This window comes from Kitasatospora sp. NPDC088346 (genome assembly GCF_044740765.1).
GTDB lineage: Bacteria > Actinomycetota > Actinomycetes > Streptomycetales > Streptomycetaceae > Kitasatospora.
The window spans coordinates 117,961-143,791 of the sequence record NZ_JBIURH010000018.1; the positions used below are offsets into that span (position 1 = coordinate 117,961).

General features: G+C 74.2%; 23 protein-coding genes and 1 pseudogene. 10 read left to right on the plus strand and 14 right to left on the minus strand.

From position 1 onward, the window contains the following. Positions 1 to 336: 336 nt before the first annotated feature. Together ACIOFR_RS23245 and ACIOFR_RS23250 are read left to right on the plus strand one after the other, a co-directional pair. Positions 337 to 729: a nuclear transport factor 2 family protein gene (locus ACIOFR_RS23245; RefSeq protein WP_401000228.1), complete on the plus strand. Its 393-nt coding sequence runs from the start codon at positions 337 to 339 to the stop codon at positions 727 to 729. Between the two features lie 250 nt (positions 730 to 979). Beyond that, entirely contained in the window at positions 980 to 1,414 is a 435-nt protein-coding gene (locus ACIOFR_RS23250; RefSeq protein WP_401000230.1) for a DUF5959 family protein, read from the plus strand. Positions 1,415 to 1,508: 94 nt separating this feature from the next. Here ACIOFR_RS23250 and ACIOFR_RS23255 read toward each other — a convergent pair whose 3' ends face one another. Then, positions 1,509 to 2,351 carry a hypothetical protein gene (locus ACIOFR_RS23255; protein WP_401000232.1) on the minus strand — a complete coding sequence of 281 codons (843 nt, stop codon included), beginning with the start codon at positions 2,349 to 2,351 and terminating at the stop codon, positions 1,509 to 1,511. A gap of 287 nt (positions 2,352 to 2,638) precedes the next feature. Between ACIOFR_RS23255 and ACIOFR_RS23260 the strand changes: the two genes are divergently transcribed. From ACIOFR_RS23260 to ACIOFR_RS23270, 3 genes are all read left to right on the plus strand, one after another. Beyond that, entirely contained in the window at positions 2,639 to 2,962 is a 324-nt protein-coding gene (locus ACIOFR_RS23260; protein WP_401000234.1) for a YciI family protein, read from the plus strand. Beyond that, a complete protein-coding gene (locus tag ACIOFR_RS23265) occupies positions 2,959 to 4,194 on the plus strand; it encodes an RNA polymerase sigma factor (RefSeq protein WP_401000236.1) in 1,236 nt (411 codons plus the stop codon). The genes ACIOFR_RS23260 and ACIOFR_RS23265 overlap by 4 nt, the downstream gene beginning before the upstream one ends. A 362-nt stretch (positions 4,195 to 4,556) precedes the next feature. Beyond that, positions 4,557 to 4,724, plus strand: a complete 168-nt coding sequence (locus ACIOFR_RS23270; RefSeq protein ID WP_401000238.1) for a hypothetical protein — start codon at positions 4,557 to 4,559, stop codon at positions 4,722 to 4,724. A 115-nt stretch (positions 4,725 to 4,839) separates the two neighbouring features. Here ACIOFR_RS23270 and ACIOFR_RS23275 read toward each other — a convergent pair whose 3' ends face one another. Both ACIOFR_RS23275 and ACIOFR_RS23280 read right to left on the minus strand, forming a co-directional pair. Next, complete coding sequence (locus ACIOFR_RS23275) at positions 4,840 to 5,232, minus strand: hypothetical protein (RefSeq protein ID WP_401000240.1); 393 nt, start codon at positions 5,230 to 5,232, stop codon at positions 4,840 to 4,842. 80 nt (positions 5,233 to 5,312) lie between these two features. Continuing rightward, on the minus strand, positions 5,313 to 5,885 hold the full coding sequence (locus tag ACIOFR_RS23280; RefSeq protein ID WP_401000242.1) for a TetR/AcrR family transcriptional regulator: 573 nt from the start codon (positions 5,883 to 5,885) through the stop codon (positions 5,313 to 5,315). Between the two features lie 145 nt (positions 5,886 to 6,030). On the opposite strand from ACIOFR_RS23280, the gene ACIOFR_RS23285 reads away from it, so the two are divergent. Beyond that, entirely contained in the window at positions 6,031 to 6,471 is a 441-nt protein-coding gene (locus ACIOFR_RS23285; protein ID WP_401000244.1) for a nuclear transport factor 2 family protein, read from the plus strand. Positions 6,472 to 6,504: 33 nt separating this feature from the next. On the opposite strand, the gene ACIOFR_RS23290 is transcribed toward ACIOFR_RS23285, so the two are convergent. The 7 genes and pseudogenes from ACIOFR_RS23290 to ACIOFR_RS23320 form a co-directional block, all read right to left on the minus strand. Then, on the minus strand, positions 6,505 to 7,356 hold the full coding sequence (locus tag ACIOFR_RS23290) for an EamA family transporter (RefSeq protein ID WP_401000246.1): 852 nt from the start codon (positions 7,354 to 7,356) through the stop codon (positions 6,505 to 6,507). A gap of 415 nt (positions 7,357 to 7,771) precedes the next feature. Then, positions 7,772 to 8,974: an RICIN domain-containing protein gene (locus tag ACIOFR_RS23295; protein ID WP_401000248.1), complete on the minus strand. Its 1,203-nt coding sequence runs from the start codon at positions 8,972 to 8,974 to the stop codon at positions 7,772 to 7,774. Positions 8,975 to 9,539: 565 nt separating this feature from the next. Next, the gene (locus ACIOFR_RS23300) at positions 9,540 to 10,859 is read right to left on the minus strand and encodes a branched-chain amino acid ABC transporter substrate-binding protein (RefSeq protein ID WP_401000250.1); all 1,320 of its coding nucleotides are present in this window, start codon (positions 10,857 to 10,859) and stop codon (positions 9,540 to 9,542) included. 822 nt (positions 10,860 to 11,681) lie between these two features. After that, the gene (locus tag ACIOFR_RS23305; RefSeq protein ID WP_401000284.1) at positions 11,682 to 11,951 is read right to left on the minus strand and encodes a hypothetical protein; all 270 of its coding nucleotides are present in this window, start codon (positions 11,949 to 11,951) and stop codon (positions 11,682 to 11,684) included. Between the two features lie 143 nt (positions 11,952 to 12,094). Further along, positions 12,095 to 12,229 (minus strand): annotated as a pseudogene (locus tag ACIOFR_RS23310) (MBL fold metallo-hydrolase); the annotation flags it as partial. After that, the gene (locus tag ACIOFR_RS23315) at positions 12,223 to 12,480 is read right to left on the minus strand and encodes a hypothetical protein (protein WP_401000252.1); all 258 of its coding nucleotides are present in this window, start codon (positions 12,478 to 12,480) and stop codon (positions 12,223 to 12,225) included. The pseudogene ACIOFR_RS23310 and the gene ACIOFR_RS23315, both read right to left, overlap by 7 nt. A 28-nt stretch (positions 12,481 to 12,508) precedes the next feature. Continuing rightward, entirely contained in the window at positions 12,509 to 13,057 is a 549-nt protein-coding gene (locus tag ACIOFR_RS23320) for an ester cyclase (protein WP_401000254.1), read from the minus strand. A gap of 217 nt (positions 13,058 to 13,274) precedes the next feature. Between ACIOFR_RS23320 and ACIOFR_RS23325 the strand changes: the two genes are divergently transcribed. Beyond that, positions 13,275 to 13,952, plus strand: a complete 678-nt coding sequence (locus ACIOFR_RS23325; protein ID WP_401000256.1) for a TetR/AcrR family transcriptional regulator C-terminal domain-containing protein — start codon at positions 13,275 to 13,277, stop codon at positions 13,950 to 13,952. Between the two features lie 154 nt (positions 13,953 to 14,106). Further along, positions 14,107 to 14,937, plus strand: a complete 831-nt coding sequence (locus ACIOFR_RS23330; RefSeq protein WP_401000258.1) for a DeoR/GlpR family DNA-binding transcription regulator — start codon at positions 14,107 to 14,109, stop codon at positions 14,935 to 14,937. A gap of 42 nt (positions 14,938 to 14,979) precedes the next feature. Here the strand turns inward: ACIOFR_RS23330 and ACIOFR_RS23335 are convergent, their stop codons facing one another. Both ACIOFR_RS23335 and ACIOFR_RS23340 read right to left on the minus strand, forming a co-directional pair. Then, positions 14,980 to 16,512 carry a long-chain fatty acid--CoA ligase gene (locus ACIOFR_RS23335; RefSeq protein WP_401000260.1) on the minus strand — a complete coding sequence of 511 codons (1,533 nt, stop codon included), beginning with the start codon at positions 16,510 to 16,512 and terminating at the stop codon, positions 14,980 to 14,982. Between the two features lie 6 nt (positions 16,513 to 16,518). Beyond that, on the minus strand, positions 16,519 to 18,075 hold the full coding sequence (locus ACIOFR_RS23340) for a class I adenylate-forming enzyme family protein (protein WP_401000262.1): 1,557 nt from the start codon (positions 18,073 to 18,075) through the stop codon (positions 16,519 to 16,521). Positions 18,076 to 18,403: 328 nt separating this feature from the next. Here ACIOFR_RS23340 and hemA point away from each other — a divergent pair, with 328 nt between their 5' ends. Continuing rightward, positions 18,404 to 19,639 carry a 5-aminolevulinate synthase gene (hemA, locus tag ACIOFR_RS23345; RefSeq protein ID WP_401000264.1) on the plus strand — a complete coding sequence of 412 codons (1,236 nt, stop codon included), beginning with the start codon at positions 18,404 to 18,406 and terminating at the stop codon, positions 19,637 to 19,639. 84 nt (positions 19,640 to 19,723) lie between these two features. On the opposite strand, the gene ACIOFR_RS23350 is transcribed toward hemA, so the two are convergent. After that, on the minus strand, positions 19,724 to 20,791 hold the full coding sequence (locus ACIOFR_RS23350) for an arylcarboxylate reductase (RefSeq protein WP_401000266.1): 1,068 nt from the start codon (positions 20,789 to 20,791) through the stop codon (positions 19,724 to 19,726). After that, entirely contained in the window at positions 20,788 to 21,843 is a 1,056-nt protein-coding gene (locus tag ACIOFR_RS23355) for an ACP S-malonyltransferase (protein ID WP_401000268.1), read from the minus strand. Before ACIOFR_RS23355 ends, ACIOFR_RS23350 begins: the two co-directional genes overlap by 4 nt. 510 nt (positions 21,844 to 22,353) lie before the next feature. Here ACIOFR_RS23355 and ACIOFR_RS23360 point away from each other — a divergent pair. Beyond that, positions 22,354 to 25,831 (plus strand): acyltransferase domain-containing protein (locus ACIOFR_RS23360; protein WP_401000270.1); only part of this gene is annotated, 3,478 nt, incomplete at its 3' end.

Sequence of the window (25,831 nt, forward strand, 5' to 3'; positions counted from 1 at the left end):
ACCGGGCCGCGGCAGAGCCGCCGTGGCATCCCGAGGGCCGCAGGTGCCACCGTTTCGAGTGACTGCGGGGCCACAGGTTTCAGGATTTTCCGCCCCTCGGCCCGGTACGGGCACGAGCAACGGACGAACCGTCAGATCCCGGGGCCAACCGGGCGCGGAGCCGGGCCGATCCGACCGAGGCCCCACCCACTCCGTCGCCGGTGGCGGTCGGATCGACACCTCGAAGGATCAGCGTGCGTGGCGCACGCTGATCCTGCTACAGTCATAAGCGTGCTCAAGGCACGCAACACCGACCGAACGCGACACACCCCGCCACACCCGACCGAAGGAACCCCCATGCCCCGCACCGACATCACCACCGCCCTCACCGACCTCCTCCTCACCCCCGGCCTCAGCCTCGACGACGCCGCCGAACGCCACTTCACCCCCGACTACCGCCAGCGCACCGACGGCGAATGGGCCGACCGCACCGAGTTCCTCGCCCACATCGCCCACCTGCGCACCATCGTCGCCACCGGCACCGTCGAAGTCCACGACGAACTCGCGAACGGCGACCACTACGCCGACCGCCACACCATGACCATCACCAAGAACGACAACACCACCGTCCGCATGGAGGTCTACCTCTTCGCCGAGTACGCCCCCGACGGCCGCTTCCGCCGCATCGAGGAAACCACCCTCATGCTCGAAGGCAACCACGCCGACCGCAACCTCGGCAGCGCCCGCTGACCACCCGTCACATGACCACCCGGCCGCCGGGGAGTCTCCGTCCGGCCCAACGTCCCGACACCGTACGAGGGGGCGCTGACAGACGGACCGGGCCGGGAACACGGACACCGAACGGACCGAACGGACCGCACGGACCGGCCGGCGGGCGGGGCCGGTCCGTGCGCTGTCGGTGGGGGCTGGCAGGATGCCCGGGTACCGGGGCGCCCCGAGCGCAGCCGGACGACCGGACGACTCCCGAAGGAGGACCGCGGTGGGGGACCTCGATGTGGTCAGGTTCGCGGACCGGACGCAGGTCGTCACGGTGACGCTGGAGGACGCGGCGGGCCGCGGACGTCACGACGGCTGGCATGAGGCCGAGATCGTGATCGAGACCGGTTTCGTGCGCGCCCGTCTGCCGCTGGCCTGCACCGACGCCGACCTCGCGGACCTCGCCGGCCACCTCGCCGCCCGGGCCGCCGCCGAGGAGGACGGCTCCCTGCCGGACGGCTCGGCCACCGACTGGCCGCAGGCGGGGCGTGGCGCCTACCTGCGGCTGCACGCCGCCGACCCGTTCGTGGTGGAGATCCGTGACCCGGTGCAGAGCGGGGTCACGGTGGGCGTCCCGCTGCACCTTCGCGACGGCTGGGCCGCCCGCGCGGCCTCCCGGCTGGACCGGCTGCGCGGCACGGTCACCGGTCGGGCCTGACGTCGCTTCCGTCGTGGGCTCCTGCTCCGGCTCCCGGGGGCCCGACCCCGGGCCCGGTCCGCAGGCCCGGTCCGCAGGCCGGGTCCGGAAGGGTTCAGCGGGGCAGCGACCGGCGGAGCCCGGCGACGTGGTCGCTCAGCCGGACGACCGTGATGTCGAACTGGCCGTACCCGTCCTCCCAGCCGGCGACCTGCTCGCAGCCCAGGTCCGTCAGGCCGCTCGCCGTGGCGTCGCCCAGGGGCATCAGTCCCTCGTCGCCGTCGGTGCAGAAGAACCCGAGGTGGGTGCGGAGTCCGGCGTGAGCGACGACGGCCAGCGCCTCCTCCCACTCCTCGTCGGGTTCCGGGGTGAAGGCGACCAGGTCCTCCGGTCCGTCGCCGGTGTCGAGGGCGGCCCGCAGGGCGTCGAGGAGGGTCCCGTCGGAGCGGAGCCGGGGGAAGTACACGGTCCACGTGCCCGCGAGGGAGGGGTCGGCGAGGTCGACGCCGTACTGGGCCACCAGCGGCGCGAGGTCGGCGCCCAGGACGAGTCCCGGCCCGAGGCGGACGGCGTCGAGGGCGGTGGCGAAGTCCTGGGGAAGGGTCGTCCCTGCCGTCCCGGCCCCGTCCGGCGGCAGGAACTCGAAGAGCGACCGGCTCGCGTCGAAGACCGGGGTCCGGCCGGACTCGTCGAACAGGCAGCAGTCCCAGACGACCGGTTCGGCGCCGCTCAGGGCTCCCGGACGCACCCAGGCGGCATCCCGACGGAAGCCGGTCTCGTACAGCAGGTTGCCGCCGACCGAAGCGGCGTAGACCGCGTCGGCGTCGAACTCCCGCAGGGGGCGGCCGAGTACGACGGCGAAGGCGTCGGCGAGCTGGCGGTTCCAGTCCTCGCCGCCGGGCGTCGGGGCGGTCGCAGGCGCCGACGGGTCCGGGGCGACGGAGGGATCATGAGTCATGGCGGCACTGTAGTGCGGCGCCCCGACAGCGGGGCCGCGAGCAGGTCGCCGGCTGGGAGGTGGTTCGGGCGAGGGACGGCGTCGGGGAGCGGGGGCCGGACGGCGTCGGTAGCGTCGAGCCCGGGTCGGCACGGGCACCCGCCACCCGCCACCCGCCACCCGCCGCAAGGCGTGCGGATGTGGTCCAGGAATGTTCGGCGGGGCGTGTCGGATCCGGGCGGTGGCGTTCGTAGAAGGGGTGAGAGGCGGCCCGAGGGGCGGCCACGTGACACAGGAGATGAGCCGCGATGCAGTACCTGCTTTCCGTGATCTTCGACCGGTCCGACCGAGCCACCCCGGAGGAGGAGGCGGCGGTGGACGTGTTCAACGACCGGCTCCGGGCCGAGGGCCGGTGGGTCTTCGCCGGTGGGCTCGGGGTGCCCGAGACGGCCACGGTGATCGACAACCGTGGTGAGGAGGCCGTGTTCAGCGACGGGCCGTTCGTGGAGTCGAAGGAGTTCCTCGCCGGGTTCTGGATCATCGAGGCTCCCGACCTCGACGTGGCGCTCGAACTGGCGGCCGGCGGCTCGAAGGCCTGCAACCGCAAGGTCGAGGTGCGGCCGTTCCTGTGAGTGCGACCGATGTCGGCGAGGCGGTCACCCGGGTCCACCGCGAGGAGTGGGCCCGGGTGGTCGCGGCCCTGACCAGGCGCTTCGGCGATCTCGACCTCGCCGAGGAGATGACCGCCGAGGCCTTCGCGACCGCCGTCGAACGCTGGCCGGTCGACGGTGTCCCGGCGAATCCGGGCGGGTGGCTGACCACCACCGCCCGGCGCCGGGCCATCGACCGGCTCCGGCGTGAGGCCGGGCGCCTGGACAGACACCGGGAGGCGCTGATGCTGTCCGACCCGTCCGGCCCGGGCGAGCCGCTCGGTCCCGTCGACGACGACCGGCTGCGCCTGGTCTTCACGTGCTGCCATCCCGCGCTCGCCCTGCCGACGCGGGTCGCGCTGACCCTGCGGATGGTCGGCGGGCTGACCGTGCCGGAGATCGCCCGTGCGCTCCTGTCCGGGGAGGCCGCCGTGGGCCGGCGGATCACCCGTGCGAAGGAGAAGATCAAGGCGGCGGGGATCCCGTACCGCGTGCCGTCGCGTGAGGACCTTCCGGCGCGGGTCTCCGGGGTGCTCACCGTCCTCTACCTGATCTTCAACGAGGGCTACCTGGCCTCGGGTCCCGGGACGGAGGCGGTCCGCGCCGACCTCACCGCCGAGGCGATCCGGCTGGCCCGACTGGTCCACGAACTGATGCCGCAGGACGGCGAGGTGACCGGGTTGCTGGCACTGATGCTGCTCACGGAGGCCCGCCGCACCGCCCGGACGTCGGCCGACGGCGAACTCGTCCCCCTCGGCGAGCAGGACCGCGGCGCGTGGGACCGCGACCTGATCGCCGAGGGCCACGCGCTGGTCCGCGCCCGCCTCGCCTCCGGCCGGGCTCCGGGGCGGTACCAGCTCCTCGCCGCCGTCAACGCCGTCCACACCGACGCCCGCGACATCCGCGACACCGACTGGACCCAGATCGTCGCGTTGTACGACCAGCTGGTCCGCCTCGACCCGTCGCCGATCGTGCGCCTCAACCGCGCGATCGCCGTGGCCGAGCTCGACGGCCCGCAGGTCGCCCTGGCGCAGGTGGACGCCCTGCCGCTGGACGGCTACCACGCCTTCCACGCCACCCGCGCCGACCTGCTGCGCCGCCTGGGCCGGAGCGAGCAGGCGCGGGCCGCCTACCAGCGCGCCATCGGCCTGGCCGGCAACACCGCCGAGACGGCGTACCTCGTGCGCCGCCGCGACCAGCTGCCCGGCCGCTGACCGCGGACGCGGACCGGCGGCCGGCAGCGCGGGGAGCACCACCGGGCCGGGTCGCGTGTACGACGGCTCGGGCCGGGCAGGCGCACGGTCGATGACCGGCGACATCCGCGCCACGGAGGTCTCGCCATGATCGTGAAGAAGCCGCACGACGCCGCGCGCCGGCACACCGTTTCGGAGTTCTCCGCGCTCACCGCGCTCACCGGGCCCACCGGGCTCGTCGGGCTCGTCGGCGAGTCCCTGGCCGGCCGCCTGCCGGCCGGACTCCCCCCGGGCCACGCCCTCCTGTTCGGCCGCGCGGATCTCACCACGGCCGCCCGACCCCACGGAACGGGTACCGCCGTCGGCGCGGCGAGGAGAAGCCCATGCTGTGGGTCCTGTTCCTGATCCTGGTGGCCGTCGTGCTCGGCATCATCGGCGCGGTGGCCGACGGTCTGCTCTACCTGCTGGTCGTCGGGATCCTCGTGTTCGTCGGCGCCCTGGCGCTGGCCGGCGCGCGCCTGCGCCGCACCGGCCGCCGTCCGACCCGCTGACCGGCGCGGGGGCCGGCGCGAGCCCGGCACGGGGGCCGGCACCGGAGCCGTTCGGATACGGACTCGGCCGTACCCGGCGTCGCCCAGGGCAGGGAGAGCGCGGCGGCCTGTCGGGTCAGCCTGCTCCGAAGGGGCGGCCGTGGGTCTCCTGCCAGGCCGCCGCCCGCATCACCTGCTCCTCGTCGAGGCCGGTCATGGCGGCCACCCGGTCGTACATCTCGTCGTCGTCGAGCGGGCCCAGCAACGCCACCGCGCGGGTGATCTGGCCGGCCCACAGCTCTTCGGTGACGAAGGGGCGGTGCTGGTAGACGGCGGCCAGTTCGACGAGGTGGGCCTCGCCGCAGGCGCGCAGCAGCCGCTCCCCGTCGAAGCGTGCGTCGCCGGTGACCGCCGAGGAGTCCGGGACCCGCAGGACCGCCAGCCGGTCGGCGGGCACCACCACCGCGCACTGGTCACAGAGGTCCGAGCCGTCCGGCACGACCCCTTGCACACCGTCGGAACCGTCCATCCTTCCGGTGTACTACGCTTCCCGGCCCGGCGCGCCGCGAGCCGGGCGGAGCCGCCGGAGCGCGGCGTCCGCAGGGACGGTCAGCGCGGCCGCAGACCGTCGAAGACCACGTCGAAGATCCGCTGCCGGGCGGCCGGGTCAGCGCCGAGGTGCTCCATCGTCGTACTGGTGCCGACCAGCAGGGCGATCAGCTCCGGCAGGCCGAGCTCGGGGCGGACGGCTCCGGCCCGCTGCGCCCCGTCCAGCAGTGCGGCCAGGTGCGTCTGGATCGTCGCGCTGGACTGCTGCAGGGCCGCGTGTGCGTCGACACCGGCCGCGGCGAGCGCCTGGGCGAACTCGTTCTTGCCCGCGGACTGTTCGATCACCAGGCGGAAGCAGGCGAAGAAGGCGTCGGCGGGCTCCAGCTCGGCGGCGAGTTGCGCGGTCCGGGTGGCGATCGCCTCCAGCCGGCGCACCATCACGGCCTCCAGCAACGCCTCCTTGGTCGGGAAGTGCCGGAAGAGCGTGCCGACTCCGACCCCGGCGGCGCGGGCGATCTCCTCGGTCGGCACGCCGACGCCGCGGGTGGTGAACACCTCCGTGGCGACGTCCAGCAGCTTGGCCCGGTTCCGGGCCGCGTCCGCCCGCAGCGGGCGCTCGGTGGCACCGCTCATTCCTTCACCTTCCCGTTGAAACGTTGAACCCTGAAGCGTTGCGCCGGGCTGCCGGACCCCCTGGACAAGCGGAGTGGCTAGTCCGTATCCTCAAAAGCGGATTCGCTAGTCCGATTCTAGCGACGGATCCCACCGGGGGTGGACCATGTCCGAAACGCCGTCACCGCGCGCCGTCTTCACCCGACTGCTCGACGGCATCGCCGCGGGCCGCTACGCCGAACTGGCCGGCCTCTACGCCGAGGACGCCGTCGTGGAGACCGTCTTCGAGCCGGTCGGGCCGCGCCGCACCGAGGGGCGGGCGGCGCTCGCGGAGCGGTTCGCACAGGTCGCCGCCGTCAGCCCCTTCGAGCTGACCCCGGCGAACGTGGTGATCCGGGAGACCGACGACCCGGAGCTGATCGTCGCCGAATGGGACTACCGGGTGCACCACCGGCCGACCGGGCGGACCTTCGAGGCCGCCAACATCCAGGTGCTGAGGGTCCGCGACGGCCTGATCGTCCACAGCCGGGACTTCCACGACCACCTGGCCCTCATCACGGCCACCGGCGCCCTGCCGCAACTGGTGGCGGCCCTGGACCACAGGTAGCGCGGGCGCCGGGCCCGCGGGACCGCCGGGCCGTCAGCCGTGGCCGAGCCTGAGCAGCACGATGCCCGCCACCACCGCGGCCCCGGCGGCCATCCGGGAGCGACCGAGGGGTTCGCGCAGCACCAAGGCGCCGATCAGGGCGGCGATCAGGATGCTGGTCTCGCGCAGCGCTGCGATCGCGGCCAGGTCGCCGACCGTCTGGGCCCACACCACCAGCCCGTACGCGGCCAGCGACATCACACCGCCGATCAGGCCCGGCCAGGGCCGGTGGCGCATCGCGGTGAGCAGCGGCCGCCCCCGGACCGCGAGCGCGACCAGGACCATCGCCGCGCCCTGGCCGAGGAACATCCAGGCCAGGTAGCCCGCGGTGCCGTCGGCCCGACGTACGCCGGTGCCGTCCATCACCGTGCATCCCGCGATCAGCACCCCGGTGCCCAACGCCGCGGCGAGCGCCGGGAGTTGGTCGCGCCCCGGCAGGCCGCCGGCGAACGCCAGCCCGGCCAGGCCGAGCGAGACGACCAGCACGCCGGCCGCCTGGACGGCGGGCAGCGTCCGGCCGAGCACGGTGACCGACAGCAGCGCGACGACCAGTGGCGAGGTGCCGCGGGCGATCGGGTACATCTGCCCGAAGTCGCCGAGCCGGTAGGCCTGGATCAGGAGCAGCTGATAGCCGACCTGGAGCGCGCACGACGCCGCGAGGAACGGCCAGGCCGCCGGGTCCGGGGCCGGGACGACGCAGGTGACGGCCAGGCCGCACCCGAAGGTCGCGGTGCTCATCAAGGCGAACCCGGCCAGCCGGTCCCCGGCGCGATGCGCCATGGCGTTCCAGAGCGCGTGCAGCAGCGCTGCGGCGAGGACGGCGAGCGGTACTGCTTCCGGCGTCACACGACAACCTTTCGGGCGTGGTCCGGGGCCGACCGCGGACCAAAGATGTATAGCCAACTTTGGCCATCCAATCGGTCCGGTCCACGACACGTCAACAGACGGCCGTCCGATGGACAGCCGTCGGGAAGGGTCGGGGCCATGCGTTCGCGGCGGCGGCAGAACGGCCGGCGAAGGGCGGGAGAAGGCCCAACGGCCCGCGGGACAAAGGCCGGAGAGGACGCGGCCGGTGCGGAGCGGGTGGCACCGCACGGCACGGCACCACACGGCACGGCACGGCACCACACGGCACGGCACGGCACGGCACCGGGCAGGCGCCTCGCAGCGGGCGGGTTCACGCGCGAGGGGGGGAAGGGCCCGCCACCGTGGACGGCCGACCGCCCCGGCCCGTCGGGGGCCGGGGCGGTCGGCTGACGGGTCAGTGGAAGTGCGGCAGGAAGCGCTCGCTCGGGGTGTGCGTGGAGCAGGGGTGCAGCATCAGGATGCCCGCGTTGTCCACGCACAGGTCGGTGCTCTTGTGCTGGATCTTCCAGGCGCCCGGCTCCTCAAACCACCAGGTCAGGTTGAAGATCTGGGAGTACGTCCCCTGGCAGTCCCCCTCGCTCAGCGGCGACCCGTCGGAGGCCCTCGGGCCGCCTTCGACGTCGACGCACTTGCCGGTCGCGTTGTTCACGATGTTGAAGTCCCACTGGCCGCCGCCCGCCGCGTGCCGCATGGTCCACAGGCTCCCCTTTGCGTCGTAGGCGCCGGCGACCACACGGGTGCCGTTGGCGCTGCTGCGCCTCTCGAAGCCGAGGAAGCTGCCGGGGTGGGCGTCGTCGACCAGGTCGACCACCGACCCGGCACCGACGATCCGCGTCCGGTAGTAGATCGGGTAGTGGTCGGAACTGCGGCCGGCGACCCGCATCCCGCGGAAGTTGCCCATGGGGCGGGTAGAGACCATGTAGTCGAGTTCGCCGCCGCTCTGCTGGGTCGCCGCACCACTGTGGTAGACGAAGCCGTTCAGGCCGGCGGCCACGGTGAACATCCCCTGGTTCGGGTCGCGGTTGAAGTCACCCATCGCCGTCCACGCGCGTCCGGCGGCGGTCGCCTGGTAGGCGATGTTGCCGAGCAGCTCCGGCGCCTCGTTGCTGGCGCCCGAGGCGGCGGCGTGGACGTTGTAGTAGATGTCGTCGTCGAAGCGCAGTCCGAGCGCGGGCCGGTTACCGGCACGGCCGGGCGGGGCGACGAAGATCTCGTGGGCCATCGTGTGGGTGACGGTGGCCAGGGTGACCCGGTGCCCGGTCGGGTCGGTGTCCAACCAGTAGACGTAACGGGAGCCCCACCGGAAGAGGTAGACCGTGTAGCCGTTGTGGGAGGTCGTGCTCAGCAGCGACATGCCGTACTGGTGCGGGTTGGAGCCCGCCTCCTGGACGGCGACGATGTCGTTGTCGTTACTGATGGCCCGCACGTCGCTCCAGCGGGCGCCCTGGGAGTTGTACGACGCCGTGGAGTGGCGGTCCGGCGTGTCCGCGTGGGCGGCGGTGGCGGGCAGGACGAGCAGCGCGCCGATCAGCCCGGCCAGGGCCGGCAGGGTGGCGAGGGCGCGGGTGCGCAGGCGGGAGTGGATGGCAAGGGGCAAGGGGGGACCTCGGATTTCCGTAGGGCCGGCAGAGGGGATGCGCGCGGGAGAACCGGGCCCGAGGCCTGGCGGGGTGGAGCCGGGTTTCGCGCGCCGTCCAGTACGGTACGGACGACCCATCAGGCATTACCAGGCAGTAACACAGGCAGAACTAGCCGCCCCTGGCTACTTCCGCCGGTCGCCGCGGGCGGGGGTGCAAGCCCGGCCTCATGCGCTCCCCAACGGGTCCGCTCCGGCCACCTCCGACCGCTTCGGACCGCGGACGGCCTCGGCTGCCGCCGTGGGCCGGGGCCGGGATCCGACGCCGGGCGCAGGTCTTCACGATGCGGTGGGCACGGGCTGCGGGCAGGTCGTGGGCGCGGCCGGACATGGCGCGGGAAGTCCGCACGAGCCGGGCCGACGGGCGCCCACCTGGAAGAGGCGCGCTGACGCGCACGCGCACACGGCCGCGGTCGCGGTCCTCGACCCGGGGAGGGCCGCACGGACCGCGCGACCACGGCCGCAGCGGAGTGAACAGGGAGGAGACGGGAGGGAGAGGGGCGGATGCCGCGCCGCGGCGGCGGCGTCAGAGGTCGCGGAGCCGGCCGATGGGGACGATGGCCGTCCAACTCCCCTTCTGCACCTGGTAGATCGATGCCACCTGGTTGCGGGTGTCACCGAACTCGTCGAAGGACACGTCGCCCGTCACACCGAAGAAGTCGACGTCCGGCACGGCCTCGGCGACGGACTTGCGGAGCTCCGCGCCCGAGCCGGAGGCCGTCTTCTTGCCCTGCCGGGCACGGCCGACCGCCTCGATCAGCGCCCACGTGGAGTCGTAGGCGTACGGGCCGAAGGGCCCGGGTGTCTCCGCGTGGCCGGCCTTCTGGTACTCGTCCAGGAAGGTGAAAGCGGAGGCGAGTCCCTCGACCGAGATGCCCGGATTGCTGGCCAGGTCGCCGTCGGAGGACGGGCCGGCGGCCTTGATGTACCCGTCGGTGTGCAGCCCGTCGCCGCCCGCCACCGGCACCTTGACCCCGGCGGCCTTCAGCTGCGCGGACAGCGGGCCGCCCTCGGGGTGCTCCCCGCCGTAGTAGACGATGTCCGGGTGCAGGCCGGCGATCTGCCGGACGAGCTTGGAGAAGTCCGTGGTGGCCGGCTCGATGGTCGTCCTGAGCTGCACCTTGCCGCCGGCCTCCTCGAAGGCCGTCGCGAACTCGGCGGCGAGGTTGCTGCCGTAGGCCTTGGTGTCGCTGACCACGACGGCGCGCTCGGCCTTCAGCTGGCTGCGGGCGTAGCGGGCGAGCAGCGGGCCCTGCACGGCATCGGTGGTGACGGTGCGGAAGTACGTGGGGAACGGGCGCACCTTGCCCTTGGTGCGGTAGTCCTCGCCCCAGGTGAGGCCGGGCGCCGTGTTCGACGGTGAGATCTCGGCGAGGTTCGCCCGGGCCAGCACCGGGGCCATGGCGAGTGCGCCGGACGACGTGAGGGGGCCGACCACGCCGACGACGTTGGGGTCGGCCACGAAGGCCTCGCCGTTGGAGCGGGCGAGCTTCTCGTCCGCCTGGTCGTCCTTGGCGTCCAGGACGAACCGGACGCCCGGCACGGTCTTCTTGGCGTTGGCCTTGGCGATGGCCAGTTCCGCCGAGAACTTGATGCCGAGCCCCAGGTCGGAGAGCTTGCCCGTGAGGGGGGCGTCCAGTCCGATGGTGAAGGTCGTGACGGGCTCGGCGTCCGCGGCGAGGAGCGAGCAGCCCGACAGCAGCAGGACGCACGCCATGCCCAGGTAGGGGGCGCGGCCCGGTCCGCGGCGGGCGGGGCGGGACGGGGTGGGGGCGGCGGCGCCCCCGGCCGTGGGCGTGGCGTCCGACGGCGTGGCATCCGGCGCGGGCGACGGGGATCTGGTCAACGGCACGTCCCTTGCGGAGGGTCTTTGCGCGCGTCGGGCCGCCTGATCTCGGTCGACGACGCGCTGAGGAACCGGCGGCCGGATTTCGAAGCGGGCCGACGGGATGAGCAGTTGTCCGCGGGGTGGAGCGAGCGGCGAGTCCGGTCCGGAGCGACGGGCGGGCACGGGCCGGCTCGCACTGCCGGGCACCGGACCGTCCGAGGAACATCACCGGTCGGGTTCGATGGGGCGTGACCTTATCCGCCTCCCTCGCGGAGCGTCAACGGACCAGGTCCTGCCGGTCGTGCCGGTACGGCCCGGCTCCGCACCGCCGCCCAACTGCCCCCACGCGCACCCATGATCGGTCCGGCGCCGCGGCGGCAGGAACGCTCCGCGCGTAGAGTGCGTCCCGTCCTCGACCGGCGGAGCCTGATCGGAGCCTGATCGAGGCCAGACCGGAGCCGGACCGGAGGCGGACGTCGGTGCCGTGCGGCCTCACCCGGCGTTCGGGCCGCCCCGCACCCCCGCGGCCACGGCGACCGCCCGCACCGAGGCCCTGACCTGCGCGCCGGCCTCCCACCCGGACACCGCGGGCCGCACCGGCCGGTCCCTCACCGCGGGGACCGGGGCCTCACGGTCCTCCGTCGGGGCCCGGTGCCGGCCGGCCGGAGGGTCCGCCCCGCCGGGGCGTCCGGGCGCCGTGCCGCACCGCCGGGCGTCCGCGCGGGTCGGCGAGCACGTCCCCGGCGCCGGATGAACCGCCGATGGGTTCGGCCCGGGGTCGCCACCGGCGTCAAGTGCGAGATTCGCCACACCTGCGCGCCGGAATCGCCTGACGCCCAGTCAACTCAGGGCGGCGAGGCCGCCCCGCGCCCGCTCGTACAGGTCCGGGTCGTGGGCGTTGACGATCAGGAGGTCGGGATCGGCCCGCCGGTGGAGCTCGGCGAGCCGGGCGTGGTTGTCCCGGACCTTCCGGCGGTCGTACGCGACGAGGACCTCCATGCCGGCCAGGAAGACGGGCCCCACGGAACGGCCGTCGAGGGTGCCGGCGTGGTGGAAGGCGTCGCCGGCGTGCGGGATCCGCCGGTCGCCGGCGTCGACGGCGCGACGCACGCGTGCCCGCGGGTGTGGCCCGGGAGGGAGACCAGGACGATCCCGGGCGAGATCGCGTCGTCGAGTTCCCTGACGGCGGCGAACCCCCGCCACATCTCCCCGTCCGGTTCGTGCTGGACGATCCTCGGGCCGTGCGCCCACTGGGCCCGGCGGTAGCGGTGCCGCTCGCGCCGGGACGGGGAGATCACCGAACCGAGCACCTCGGCGGTGGCGTGCAGGGTGGCGCCGGGGAAGTCGCCCGGTCCGCCGATGTGGTCCGCGTCGAAGTGGGTCAGCACGATGTGCCGTACGTCGTCCCGGCGGAAGCCGAGCCGTTCGACCTGCCGGGCGGCGGTCTCGGCGGCGCGCAGCGCGGGCCGGACGAGATGCCGGGCCGGGCCGATGCGGCGGCGGGGTCGGTGATGTCGTGGAGGCCGTGGCCGGAGTCGACCAGGACCAGGCCTGCGGGCGTCTCGACGAGCAGGACGTGGCAGACCAGGCGGGCGCCCGGCGGGTGCACGGTCGAGCAGTTGAGGTGACGGACCTTCACGGGCCGTCCTCGGGTGGCGGGCCGGGCCTCAGCCGGCGAGGGCGGGGGCGGGGGTGGTGGTGGTGAGGCCCGGGTGGGGGGTGCGTCCGGCCTCCTTGAGCAGGCCCCTGAGGCAGCGGGCGGCGAGGATCCAGTGCCGCGGACTCCTCGGGTTCAGGCCGGCGATCAGTTGCCTGAACAGCGTGAGGCTGTCGAAGTAGATGCGCTCGCAGACCAGGTTCTCGTCCTCGTCGAAGATGAAGTAGGCGCTCATGCGGACGCGGAAGCGGCTGCCGGTGGGCGGTATGGCGCCGAGGGGGCCGCGGTGGGTGCCGAGCAGCCAGAACTCGACGATGACGGCGTCGTCGCTGTGGCGCAGGGCGATGATCTCGTGGTCCTGGTCGGGGAACGCCACCCGGCTCGCGCGGTAGTAGCCGCGCACGGCGCGGTCGCCGTCGTGGACCGTCATGGTCGGGATCAGTTCGTAGTGCGGGTGCGGGAAGGTGGCCAGGACGTCGTCCCAGTCCTGGCGGACCTCGTCGTGGAAGTGGTCCAGGACGAGCTTCTGGCGTGCCGCACGGCGGGTTTCGGTGGTCATCGGTGGGTCGGCGCCTCACGGTGAAGGTGGGGTGGTGCCCGGGCCGGCCGGGGCCGCGGCCGGCTCGCCGGCGGGGAGGAAGGGGAGGACCCCGGGGCCGGTGGTCCGGGCGGACGCGGGGACCCGCGCACGACACTTACGGCGTAAGTGTTTCCTCGTCGAGGCTAGACTTGCGCCGTAAGTGATGTCAATCGCCCCGGCGGACGTGGGAGGGCACATGAAGGCCACGGGAACGGGGCGCGGTCGACGGCTGGGCCTGACGCGGGAGAAGGTCGTCGAGGCGGCGGTCGCCATGATCGACCGGGACGGGCCGGAGAACTTCTCGGTGCGCAAGCTCGCCACGGCGCTCGGCGTGGAGACGATGTCGCTCTACAACCACGTCCCCAACAAGGAGGCCCTGCTCGACGACGTCGCCGCGACCCTCCTCGGCCGGATCGACTTCGGCGGGGCACAGGACGGCACCTGGCAGGAACGGGTCCGGGCGCACGCCGCCGCGTTCCGCACCGCCGCCCGCGAGCACCCCAAGGCCTTCCCGCTGGTCTGCGCTCGCCCCTCGCAGGCGCCCGCGGTCCTCGGCGCGATCCGCTCCGCCCTCGGCGGGTTCGCCGAACTCGGCCTGGAGCCGCAGGAGATGGTGAACGTGCTGCGCGCCTACACGGCCTTCGTCATCGGCGCGATCCTGCGCGAACTCGGCCACTCGCTGACGTTCGGCGCGGCGCACCCGGACGAGCGGTGGCAGCGGGTCGACGAGATCACGGCCCTGGGCGACCCGCTGCTGACGTCGGTCGCGCCCTACCTGGCCGTGAGCGACCCGGACGCCGAGTTCGAGGCGGGCCTGGAGCTGCTGATCGCGGGCCTCGCCGCCCGGACGGCCGGCGCCCGGGCGGCGGAGTGAGGGACCTCCCGCAGCACCCCTCCCCACCAGAACGGAAGGGTCGGCGGAAATAATTAACTTAGCAAGGTATTGATTTGGCCCGACCCCGCTTCCTACCCTCGTAACCTCGGGAGACCAGGTTCCCGGGCGGCCTCACCACCTGACGGGAGCAGCCATGACGGAGCAGCGACTGCTGACCCAGCAGCGGCACGCCCTGATCCTGGAGGCCGTTCGCCGGGACGGTGCCGTGCGCCTCGCGGACCTGGTGGGCATCCTCGGGGTGTCGGCCGTGACCGTGCGGCGCGACCTGGTGTCATTGGAGAAGCGCGGCATGATGGGGAAGGTCCGTGGCGGCGCGGTGGCCATCGCGGGCGGCGCCGGGGAGCCCGGCGCCCTCGGCGCGACGTCCGTTCCGCAGGCGGCGGCCAGGACGGCCGTCGCCGACCGGGCGGCCGGCCTGGTCCGGCCCGGCAGCGTCATCGGACTGGGCGCCGGCCGGACGACGCACGCGATCGCCGAACGGCTGCTGAACACACCGGACCTGACCATCGTCACCAACTCGCTGACGATCGAGCAGCTCGTCCGGAGCTCCGCGGCCTCGACCCGCCGGACACCCGCGGTCATCCTCACCGGCGGAACCGCCACCCGGACGGAGGCCCTCGTCGGTCCCGTCGCGGACCGCACCATCACGTCCCTGCACATGGACCTGCTGATCCTCGGCACCCACGGCGTGAGCGAGTCCGAGGGGCTGACCAGCTCGATCCTGGCCGAGGCCCAGACCAACCGGGTGTTCATCTCGCGGTCCCGGCAGGTCGTGGTGGCCGCCGACCACACCAAGTGGGGCACCGTGGGCCTCAGCAGGTTCGCCGACCTGCGGCAGGTCGGCTGCTTCGTCACCGACGACGGCATGCCGTCGAAGGCCAGGGCCTTCCTGAGGAACCGGGTCGGCGAGTGCCTCGTCGTGGAGACCGGCCCTCCCCCGCCGCTGCCGTCCGCCGGCGGGTGAGGGTCGGACCGCTGCGGCGTGCCGCGCGCGGTGGCGGCCGGTTCACCCGGTGAGCCGGGCCACCAGCTCCCGTTTGAGCACCTTCCCGCCGGCGCCGAGCGGGAACTCCTCGGTGAACTCCACCCGGCGCGGGTACTTGTAGGCGGCCATCCGCTCCCGGCCCCAGGCGGTGATCTCCGCGGCGAGCGCCCGGTCCGGGCGGATCCCGGGTCGCGGCAGCACCACCGCGCACACCTCCTGGCCGTGCACCGCGTCGGGGAGCCCGACCACGGCGACCTGGGCGACGGCCGGGTGCCGGGTCAGCACCTCCTCGACCTCGCGCGGGTAGACGTTGTACCCGCCGCGGAGCACCACGTCCTTCTTGCGGTCGACGACGGTCAGGTACCCCTCGGTGTCCAGCACCCCGAGGTCGCCGGAGCGGAACCAGCCGTCGACGATCGCCTCGGCGCTCTCGGCGGGCCGGTTCAGGTAGCCGGCCATCACGTTGTGGCCGCGGACCACGATCTCGCCGGTCTCGCCGGCCGGCAGCAGCTCGACCCGGTCCTCCACCGCCGCGGCGGCGATCCCGACCTCGACGCCCCAGATCGGCCGGCCCACGGTGCCCGGCCGCAGCGGCCACGCGCGCTGGTTGTAGGCGACGACCGGAGAGGTCTCGGTCAGGCCGTACCCCTCGTACACCGGGCAGCCGAACGTCTCCCGGAACTCCTCCAGGACCGGCACCGGCAGGGCCGAGCCGCCGCAGAACGCCCGGTCGAGCGGTGGCCGGCGCGGATCGGTGCGGGCGGCGGCGAGCAGCGCGAGGTACATCGTCGGCACGCCCATCACCAGCGTGCACCGTTCGCGGACCAGCAGGTCCAGCGCCCGCTCCCCGTCGAACCGGGGCATCAGCACCAGGGTGGCGCCGGCCCGGAAGCAGGTGACCATGCCGCAGATCTGGCCGAAGGTGTGGAACAGCGGCAGGCAGCCGAGCAGCACGTCGTCGGGGCGGAAGTCGAACGGGGAGAGCATCGTGGTGCCGGTGTTCATCACCAGGTTGAGGTGGGTGAGCATGGCGCCCTTGGGACGGCCGGTGGTGCCGGAGGTGTAGAGCACCACCGCGAGGTCGCCGGGCTCGCGCGGCACCGCGCCGGCGACCGGGACGGCGGCCGCGGCGAGCGCGTCCAGCCGCGGCCGGCCCGCGTCCCGTTCCTGATCCACCGTCAGGACGGGTGTGCCGACGGCCTCCGCGGCCCGGCCGCCCTCGTCCAGCAGCGACGCCGCGCAGACCAGGGCGGCCACCTCGGCGTCGCGCAGCACGTGGGCGATCTCCTCCGCCCGGAGCAGGGCGTTGACGGGTACGGCGACCGCGCCGAGGGCCAGCACCCCGAAGTACGCCAGGGGGAAGTGCCGGCTGTTGGGGAGCAGCAGGGCGACCCGGTCGCCGGGGCCGATGCCGTGCTCGCGCAGCACCGCCGCGTAGCGCCGGGCGCCGGCCCACAGCTCGTGGTAGGTGGTCCGTTCGGTGCCGAGGACGAGCGCGGGGTGGTCGGGCCGGCGCAGCGCGGACTCGGCGAGCACGGCGGCCAGGGAGAGCATCGGCGGCTACCTGCGGGCGTCCGCGACCAGGCGGGCCCGGTCGGGTTTGCCGGTGGCGGTCAGCGGCAGCTCGGGGCGGACGGCGATCACGTCCGGGACGTGCTGCGGGGAGAGCGCGGTGGCGAGGTGCTCGCGCAGGGCGGCGACGGTGGCGGCGGCGCCGTCGCGCAGCACCACGGCGGCGTGCAGGTGCTCGACGAGATCGGTGTCGGGCACGCCGAAGGCGGCGGCCTGGACCACGCCCGGGTGGGCGGTCAGGGCGTTCTCGACGGCGGTCGGGTGGATCTTGATGCCGTTGGTCTTCACCACGTCGGCCAGCCGGCCGCTGAGGTGGATGTAGCCGCGTTCGTCGAGCCGGCCGAGGTCGCCGGTGTGCACCCAGCCGTCCCGGACGGTGCGGGCGGTGAGTTCCGGGTCCCCGAGGTACTCGCGCATCGCGAACGGGGACCGGACGCAGATCTCGCCGACCTCGCCGGGCGGCAGGTCGTGGTGGTCGTACGGGTCGCGGACCCGGACCTCGCCCGCGAGGACCCGCCCGACCGTGGACCGCAGCTCGGGCTCGTGGTGATCGGCGGGGGTGAGCATGCCGATCGCGCCGGCCTCGCTGGTGCCGTAGATCTGGATGAGCACGTCGCCGAAGCGCTCGACGGCTTCGGCGAGCCGGGCGGGCGAGGCGGGGGAACCCGTGTAGCAGAGCATCGTGATGCTGGACAGGTCGGTGCGGGCCGCCGCGGGGTGGTCCATCAGCCGGTACAGCTGCGGCGGCGAGATCAGCAGCCGGGTGACCCGGTGCTCGGCCACGGCGCGCAGCACCTCGCCCGCGTCGAAGCCCCGGTGCAGCACGACCGAGCCGCCGGAGGCGAGCGAGTCGTCCGCGGTCGCGCCGCTGGAGTGGCTCATCGGCAGGGTGGCCAGGTAGACGGCGCGCCAGGCCATCTGGAGTCCGGCGGCGATGAAGCCGTTGCGGGTGCGGAAGTCGACCGCGATCCCCTTGGGGCGGCCGGTGGTGCCGGAGGTGTAGGTGGTCACGGCGGACCGGTCGGGCGGGATCGGGACCTCGGGCGGGTCGGTGTCGGCGCCGGCGGTCAGGTCGAGGACGTCGGGGCCGAGGTCGCCGAGGGCGGCCAGGAGCGGCGGCTGCGGCAGGCGGGCGAGCAGTTCGCGGGCGAGCGGGAGGTGGTCCGCGTCGACGGCCAGGACGGTGGCCCGGGTCTCGGTCAGGATGGCGAGTTCGGCGTCCCGGGTGAGCCGCTCGCCGGGGTCGACCGCGTTGGTGGTGTGCAGGTGGACGGCGGTGGCGCCGATCAGGTTGGCGGCGTACCGGAGCAGCAGGGTGGCCGGGGAGTTGGTGGTGGTGAGGATGGCGACCACGGTGTCCGTCGCCCCGCCCGGGCCGTCCGCGGGCCGTCCGCCGCGCCGGTGCAGGACCTGGGCGGCGGAGCGGACCGAGGCGGTGAATCCGGCCGCCGTGAGGCTGCCGTCCTGCCAGGTGAGGACGGTGCGGGCCGGGTCGGCGGCGAGCACCCGGAGGATCTGGCCGACGTAGGTGTCGTTCGCTGGCATGGCGATTCCGATCGGCTGGCGGCTGGATTCCGGCGAGCATAGCAGCGCGCCGCGCGAATTCGGGGGGAATTCCGGGGCGATCGTCCCTGGCCGTACTGTCGCGGGCGGCGCTATCGAAATGATATGGCGTCCTGAGATGATGTCGGCACGTCGAACATCCGGGCCCGCCGACGGTCCGGAACGGGCCGGTTGTGTGCAGCGGACAATATGGGTGACCGGACGCGGTTCCGGCCTTCACCTCGCGCGCCGCCGGGAATACCGGGTGAATCGCCGGCCCGTGCGGCCGAGGCCCCGTACCGTGCCGGTTTCCTGAGAGCGAGTGGACGCCATGACGCATTACCGCACCTTCTTCCCGCCCCGGGACCTGGAATCCGCGCACACCGCGGGGCACCGGGAATTCCTGGAGATCGGGCGGCGGGCCGGGAAATTCCCCGCGGCCCGGAACGCGCGGAACGGCGTCGTCAGCGACATCCGGGTCTGGTGCAGCAACGACTACCTGGGGATGGGCGAGCATCCGCTGGTGCTGGCCGCGATGCGCGAGGCGCTGGACGAGTTCGGGGCCGGGGCGGGCGGGTCGAGGAACATCGCCGGGACCAACCAGTACCACGTGCTGCTGGAGCGGGAACTGGCCGATCTGCACGGCAAGGAGGACGCGCTGCTCTTCACCTCGGGCTACACGGCGAACGACGGCGCGCTCTCCGTGCTGCCGGCCCGGCTGACCGACTGCGTGGTCTTCTCGGACCGGCTGAACCACGCCTCGATCATCGACGGGCTCCGCCACAGCGGGGCCGAGAAGCGGGTCTTCCGGCACAACGACACCACCCACCTGGAGGAGCTGATCGCGGCCTCGCCCCCCGGGCGCCCCAAGCTGATCGTCACGGAGTCGGTGTACTCGATGGCGGGCGACCTGGCGCCGCTGGCGGAGATCGCCGACATCGCCAAGCGGTACGGCGCGATGACCTTCCTCGACGAGGTGCACGCGGTCGGGATGTACGGGCCGCAGGGGGCGGGCATCGCCGCCGCGCTGGGCCTGGCGGACGAGTTCACCGTGATCATGGGCACGCTGGCCAAGGGGTTCGGCACGGTCGGCGGCTACATCGCGGGGCCGGCCGCGGTGGTCGACGTGGTGCGCAGCCTCTCCCGGCCGTTCATCTTCACCACCGCGCTCCCGCCGGCGGTGGTGGCGGGCAGCCTGGCGGCCGTCCGCCACCTGCGCGGTTCGGACGTGGAGCGGACCAGGCTGCGGGAGAACGCGCAGCTGATGCACCGGCTGCTGAAGGACCGGGAGATCCCCTTCCTGTCGGACCGGTCGCACATCGTCTCCGTGCTGGTGGGCGACGAGCCGGTGTGCAAGCGGATCTCCGACCTGCTGCTGGAGCGCCACGGCTGCTACGTGCAGGCGATCAACGCGCCCAGTGTCCGGGCCGGCGAGGAGATCCTGCGGGTCGCGCCCGGTGCGGTGCACGGTCCGGACGAGGTGCGGGAGTTCGTCGCGGCGCTGGACGGGATCTGGCGCGAGCTGGGCCTGCCGCGCTACCCCGGGCCCGCGGCGCTCGCCCGGTAGACCGGCCCGGCGCTGGCCCGGTAGACCGGCCCCGGGCCCGGCCGTCGCCGGCCGGGCCCGGTTCCCGCGCGCGGGTCGGGGGTGTCAGTAGAGCCCCTCCGGGGCGGTCGAGGTCACCTGGAGGGGCCGCACGTTGGCCACCCCGTCGCTCGGCCACACGCCGGCGCAGTCGTACCGCAGGGCCTGGTCGCGTTCGAGGATGTTGGGCAGCAGGAGATCCTCGTGCAGCACCGTGAGCCGGACCTGGCCGGTGGCCCCGTACGCCACCGGTACGGTCCAGTCGTCGCGGTGCACGACCGCCATGGTGACCTGGGGGTGGTTGGGTACGTACGGCAGCAGGTCGGCGTCCTGACGGGTGGTCAGGCCGGCGGCGTTGCCGAAGGTGTTGCCGTAGCTGAGGCCGCAGATGCCGCCGTCCAGCGCCGCCAGGAAGTCCTGGTACGCCTCCGGGCCGATCTGGGTGCCGCTCAGGCGCACCCCGTCGAGTGCCGCCACCAGGGCGGGATGGCGCCGGCACAGCGCCTGGAGCAGGGCGGGCGTGGTGGTGAGGTAGTCGACGGTGCCGCGGGCGAGCACGTCGGCGATCTGCTCCAGCAGGTGGTCGGTGTACTCGCGGGCGTCGGCGAGCCGGCCGGCCCGGATCAGCCGTTTCACCCAGCGCGGGTCCATGTCGAGCGCGTACACCTGGCCGGCGTGCAGCTCGGACGCCTCCCAGACGCCGTTGCCGATCAGGTGCGGGCCGGTGGGGGTGGCCTGCAGCCAGGTCCGGCCGGGCCGGAAACCCTCCTGGACGAAGGACCAGCGCCGCCACACGCCGCGGTGCAGCAGCATGTCGGGGGTGTAGAAGACCCGGCAGGGCGCCCCGGTGGTGCCGCCGGTGTCCCACACCCGGCCGGTGAGCGGGCGCGGCACGGCCAGCGGGACGAGGTCGGCCGGGTCGCCGGTGCGCAGGTCGTCCAGCGGGAACGGGCCGAACGCCGTCAGCTCGGCGTAGCGGGTGAGGTCACGGGGGTCGAAGTCCAGCCGCTTCGCCCGGCGCAGCCAGTACGGGCTGCCGGTCGCCGGGTCGAAGTGCCGGCGGACGACGTGCCGGGCCCACCCGTCGAGGTCGGTGGCGAGCCAACCGTCGGTCAGCGCGTCCCACCCGGTCACCGGCCGGCCCGCGGGTCGGGCGCCGCAGCGGTCCCGGTGCCCGGGCGGGCCCCGGGGGCGTCGGCCTCGGGGACACCCGTCTCGGGGACGTCGGCCCCGGGGACTTCCGCCTCGGGAACGTCGATGCCCAACTCGTAGACGCTGGTGAGGACCTGCTCGACGTGCTCGGGCCGGTCCACGTGGACCACCGGGAACGGGAAGCGCAGGATGCCGTCCGGGATCGAGCCGCCGATGACCAGCCCCAGCCGCACGCCCTCCTCCTTCATCCCGGTGTAGACGTCCACCAGGCTGATCGGGTCGGTGGCGTTGCGGTCGAAGAGGTCCCGGACCCCGGCGCCCGTGGTCAGCGTCCGGCGGTCGAGGCAGGAGACCAGCGGCAGGCGGGGGTCGGTGAACTCCATCGCCTCCAGGTACGGGGCCAGGAAGGCGCGGAACGGCGCGCGCAGCGGCGAGTGCACGGCGATCGTCCGGTCGGGCAGCGGGACCAGCGTCCCCGGCGGCACCTCGGCGACCAGCTCGTCGAGGGCGGCCCGCTCGCCGGACAGCATCAGGATCCGGGCGGCGCCGTCGGCGGTCGGGCCGAAGTCGCCGGCCCGGTGCACGCCCGGGCGGCCCTCGCCGTACAGCGCGGTGTCCGCCCCGGCCGGGACGAAGGCCAGCGCCATGCCCTGCTCCGGGTCGCCGTCGGCCTGCTCGGGGGCCAGCCGGGTGTGCGCGAGCATCTCGAACAGCGCCCGCCGGTCCACCGCTCCGGCCAGGCTGCCGGCCGTCATGGCGCCGAGGCTGAGCCCGCCGAGCACCGCGGGCCGCAGGCCGTGCCCGGCCAGGATGTCGTGCACCGCGACGGCCAGGGCGGTCTCGCGGACGGTGCCGGCGCTCTGCCGCTCCTCCCGGCCCTTCGGCAGCTCCTCGTCGAGCAGTTGCCCGGGGGTGAGACCGGTCCACCGCGCGATCTGCGCGTACAGGTCCCGCATCACCGGATAGGCCCGGTACAGCTCCAGGCCGTGCGGCTCGGTGCCGACACCGCCGCCGAAAAGGTAACCGAGTGCCATGGTGCTCCTCCTTCGGGAATTCCACGGAAAGGGAACGGGCGGCGCGTGCCGGGCTTTCGGCCGCCGCCGGCGCCGGAACCACCGGCCCCCGGGCGCCGCGCCGCCACCGTAGCAGGGGCCGTGCGCGGAAATGCCGGAACACCTGAAATGGGCCGGGGGCAGGGGTTGTCGCGGTTCGCGCTATCGAGACGATATCGACGGCTGACAGCATCTGCATGGCGTTTCCGTCCGCCCCGCCGTGCGGGAATTCCGTCGCCGTGCGGGTAAAGGCGGCGACGGTCGCTCCGAGCGGGGGAACCGGAATGCCCGGAGCCCCGGTTCCCGTGACGGACGGGCTCCCGCGGCGCGTCCGCGGAATTCACACCGGAAATCCGTTCCGGGTCGTCGGCGCCGGGAATGCGGGCGCCGGGGAACCGGACCCGCCACGGTCGGACCCGGACGTCCGCCGATCACCACGCGGCCGGGCCACGCCCACCGGCCCGGCCCGTCGCGAAGGAGTGGGAACGCACCATGGCTCATGGATCAGGCCCGGCCACGCCGGTGCTGTGGACCCTCTCCGGCCCCACCCCGGCCGCGGTCGCGGCGGACGCGGCGAACCTGCACCGCCACCTGGCGGCCGACCCCGGCACCGGACCCGCGGACGTGGCGCGGGCCCTCGGCCGCCGCGCCCCCGGCCGGCACCGCGCGGCGATCGTCGGCACCGACCGCGACGGCCTGCTGGAGCGGCTGGCCGCGCTCGCCGCCGGCAGCCCCGCACCGGGCCTGGTGACCGGCGCCGCCGCGGACGGCACCACCGCCTTCGTCTTCCCCGGCCAGGGCTCCCAGTGGCCGGGCATGGCCGTCGACCTGCTCACCGGATCGCCCGTCTTCCGGGCCCGGCTGGACGACTGCGCGCAGGCCCTGGAACCGTTCACCGGCTGGTCGGTCCCGGACGTGCTGCGCGCCGCGCCCGGCGCTCCCGCGCTGGAGCGAGCCGACGTCGTCCAACCGGTGCTGTTCGCGGTGACGCTCGCCCTGGTGGCGCTCTGGGAGTCGTACGGCATCCGGCCGGCGGCGGTGCTCGGCCACAGCATGGGCGAGATCAGCTCCGCGGTCGTCGCCGGGGCGCTCGACCTGGACGACGCCGCCCGGGTCGCCGCGCACTGGAGCCGGCTGCAGGCGACGCTCGCCGGCCGGGGCGAGATGGTCTCCGTGATGGCCTCCGCCGACCGCGTACGGCCACTGCTGGACCGCTGGGGCGGGCGGCTCACCGTCGCCGCCGTCAACGGCCCAGGCTCGGTGGTCGTCTCCGGGGACGCCGACGCCGCCGCCGACCTGGTCGAGCACTTCACCCGGCTCGGCCTGCACGCCCGCACGGTCGCCGTCGGTCTGGCGGCCCACTCCGCGCACATCGACGCGATCCTGCCCGACCTGCGGGCGGCGCTGGCGCCGCTGCGCCCCCGGGCCGCCCGGCTGCCGTTCTACTCCGGCCTGACCGGCGGCCTGTTGGCCGACCCGGTGCTGGACGCCGACCACTGGTGCCGCAACCTGCGGGGCACCGTCCTGTTCGCGCAGGCCGCCGAAGCGCTGCTGACCGACGGTCACCGGCTGCTGCTGGAGGTCAGCCCGCACCCCGTGCTGACCTCGGCACTCCAGGAGACCGCGCGCGAGTGCGGCGCCGACGCCCGCGTCCGGGGCTCGCTACGGCGCCGACAGGGCGGCCCGGAGCGGATGTTGACCACCCTCGGCGAGCTGTTCGTGGACGGACACGGGCCGGACCTCGCGGCCCTCGCCGCCGGGGCCGGCGGCCGGGACGTGCACCTGCCGGAACCGGCGCGTGAGCCGGCCGCCGCCACCGCCCCGGACGAACTCCCGCTGGCGGAACGGCTGGCGGCCCGCTCCGAGCGGGAGCAGCACGCCCTGCTGCTGGACCTGGTCCACCGTTGCGTCAACGACGCGCTGGCCCGCACCGGCCCGGTCCCCGCCGACCGCGCCTTCCTGGACCTGGGCCTGGACTCGGTCACCGCGCTGGAGATCCGCAACAGCCTGGGCGCCGCCACCGCGCTGCGGCTGCCCGCCACCGCGGTCTTCGACCATCCCACCCCGCGGGCGCTCGCCGCCTTCCTGCGCACCGAGCTGCTCGGCGGAGGCGAGCGGGCCGACGCCGCCCCCGCCCCGGCGGGCCGGGCGGCGGGCGAGGACCCCGTGGTGATCGTCTCGATGGGCTGCCGCTACCCGGGCGGCGCCGACTCACCGGAGCGGCTGTGGGACCTGGTCGCCGCCGGGACCGACGCCGTCACCCCGTTCCCGGCGGGCCGCGGCTGGGACCTGTCCGCGGGCCACGGGTCGGACGGCCGCAGGCCGGGCCGGTACTACCAACGGGCGGCGGGCTTCCTGCACGAGGCCGACCGGTTCGACGCGGCGTTCTTCGGTATCTCCCCGCGCGAGGCACTGGCCATGGACCCGCAGCAGCGGCTGCTGCTGGAGATCGCCTGGGAGGCGTTCGAACGGGCCGGGATCGACCCCGGGACGCTGCGGGGCAGCCGGTCCGGGGTGTTCGTCGGTGCGATGACGATGGACTACGGCCCGCGCCTGACCGCCGGCTCCGACCTGACCGGTCATCTGCTGACCGGCAACACCGGCAGTGTCGCCTCCGGCCGGCTGGCGTACGTGTTCGGGCTGGAGGGCCCGGCCGTCACCGTCGACACCGCCTGCTCCTCCTCACTGGTGGCCCTGCACCTGGCGGCCCGGGCACTCCAGGCCGGCGAGTGCGACCTCGCGCTCGCGGGCGGGGTGACGGTGATGTCCACGCTCGGGATGTTCATGGAGTTCAGCCGGCAGGGCGGGCTCGCGCCGGACGGCCGCTGCAAGGCGTTCTCGGCGGACGCGGACGGCTTCGGGCTGGCCGAGGGCGCGGGCCTGCTGGTCCTGGAGCGGCTGTCGGACGCGCGCCGCCTGGGGCACCCGGTGCTGGCCGTGCTGCGCGGCAGCGCCGTCAACCAGGACGGCGCCAGCAACGGCCTCACCGCGCCCAACGGCCCGTCCCAGCAGCGGGTCATCCGGGCCGCGCTGGCCGACGCCGGACTGACCACCGCCGACATCGACGCCGTGGAGGCGCACGGCACCGGCACCACCCTCGGCGACCCGATCGAGGCCCAGGCGATCCTCGCCACCTACGGCCAGAACCGGCCGGGCGGACAGCCGCTGTGGCTCGGGTCGCTGAAGTCCAACCTCGGTCACGCCCAGGCGGCGGCCGGGGTCGGCGGGGTGATCAAGATGGTGCAGGCGATGCGGCACGGCGTCCTGCCCAAGACGCTGCACGTGGGTGCGCCCTCCCCGCACATCGACTGGTCGGCGGGTGCGGTGGAACTGCTCACCGAGGCACGGGACTGGGACACCGACGGGCGACCCCGGCGCGCCGGGGTGTCCTCGTTCGGTGTCAGCGGCACCAACGCACACGTGGTGCTGGAGGAAGTCCCCGCCGAAGACGCCACCGAGGCCACGGACGACGGCGTACTGCCCTGGGTGCTGTCCGCACGCTCACCCGAGGCACTGCGCGAACAGGCGGCTCAACTCACCACCGCACAGGGCGATCCCGCAGGCATCGCCCGCACCCTCGCCCACGGCCGAGCCGCGTTCGAGCACCGCGCTGTCGTCGTCGGCGACCACGCCACCCGCACCACCGCCCTGCACGCCCTCACCAACGCGGCGCCCCACCCCGCCCTCCTCGAAGCCACCACCGACACCACCGGACGCACCGTCTTCGTCTTCCCCGGTCAGGGCTCCCAATGGGCCGGCATGGCCGCCGAACTCCTCGACACCCACCCCGTCTTCGCCGACCACATCACCGCCTGCGAACAAGCCCTCGCACCCCACGTCGACTGGTCACTCACCGAACTCCTCCGCGACACACAGCCCTTGGACCGCGTCGACATCGTCCAACCCGCCCTCTTCGCCGTCATGGTCTCCCTCGCCACCCTCTGGCAACACCACGGCATCACCCCCGACG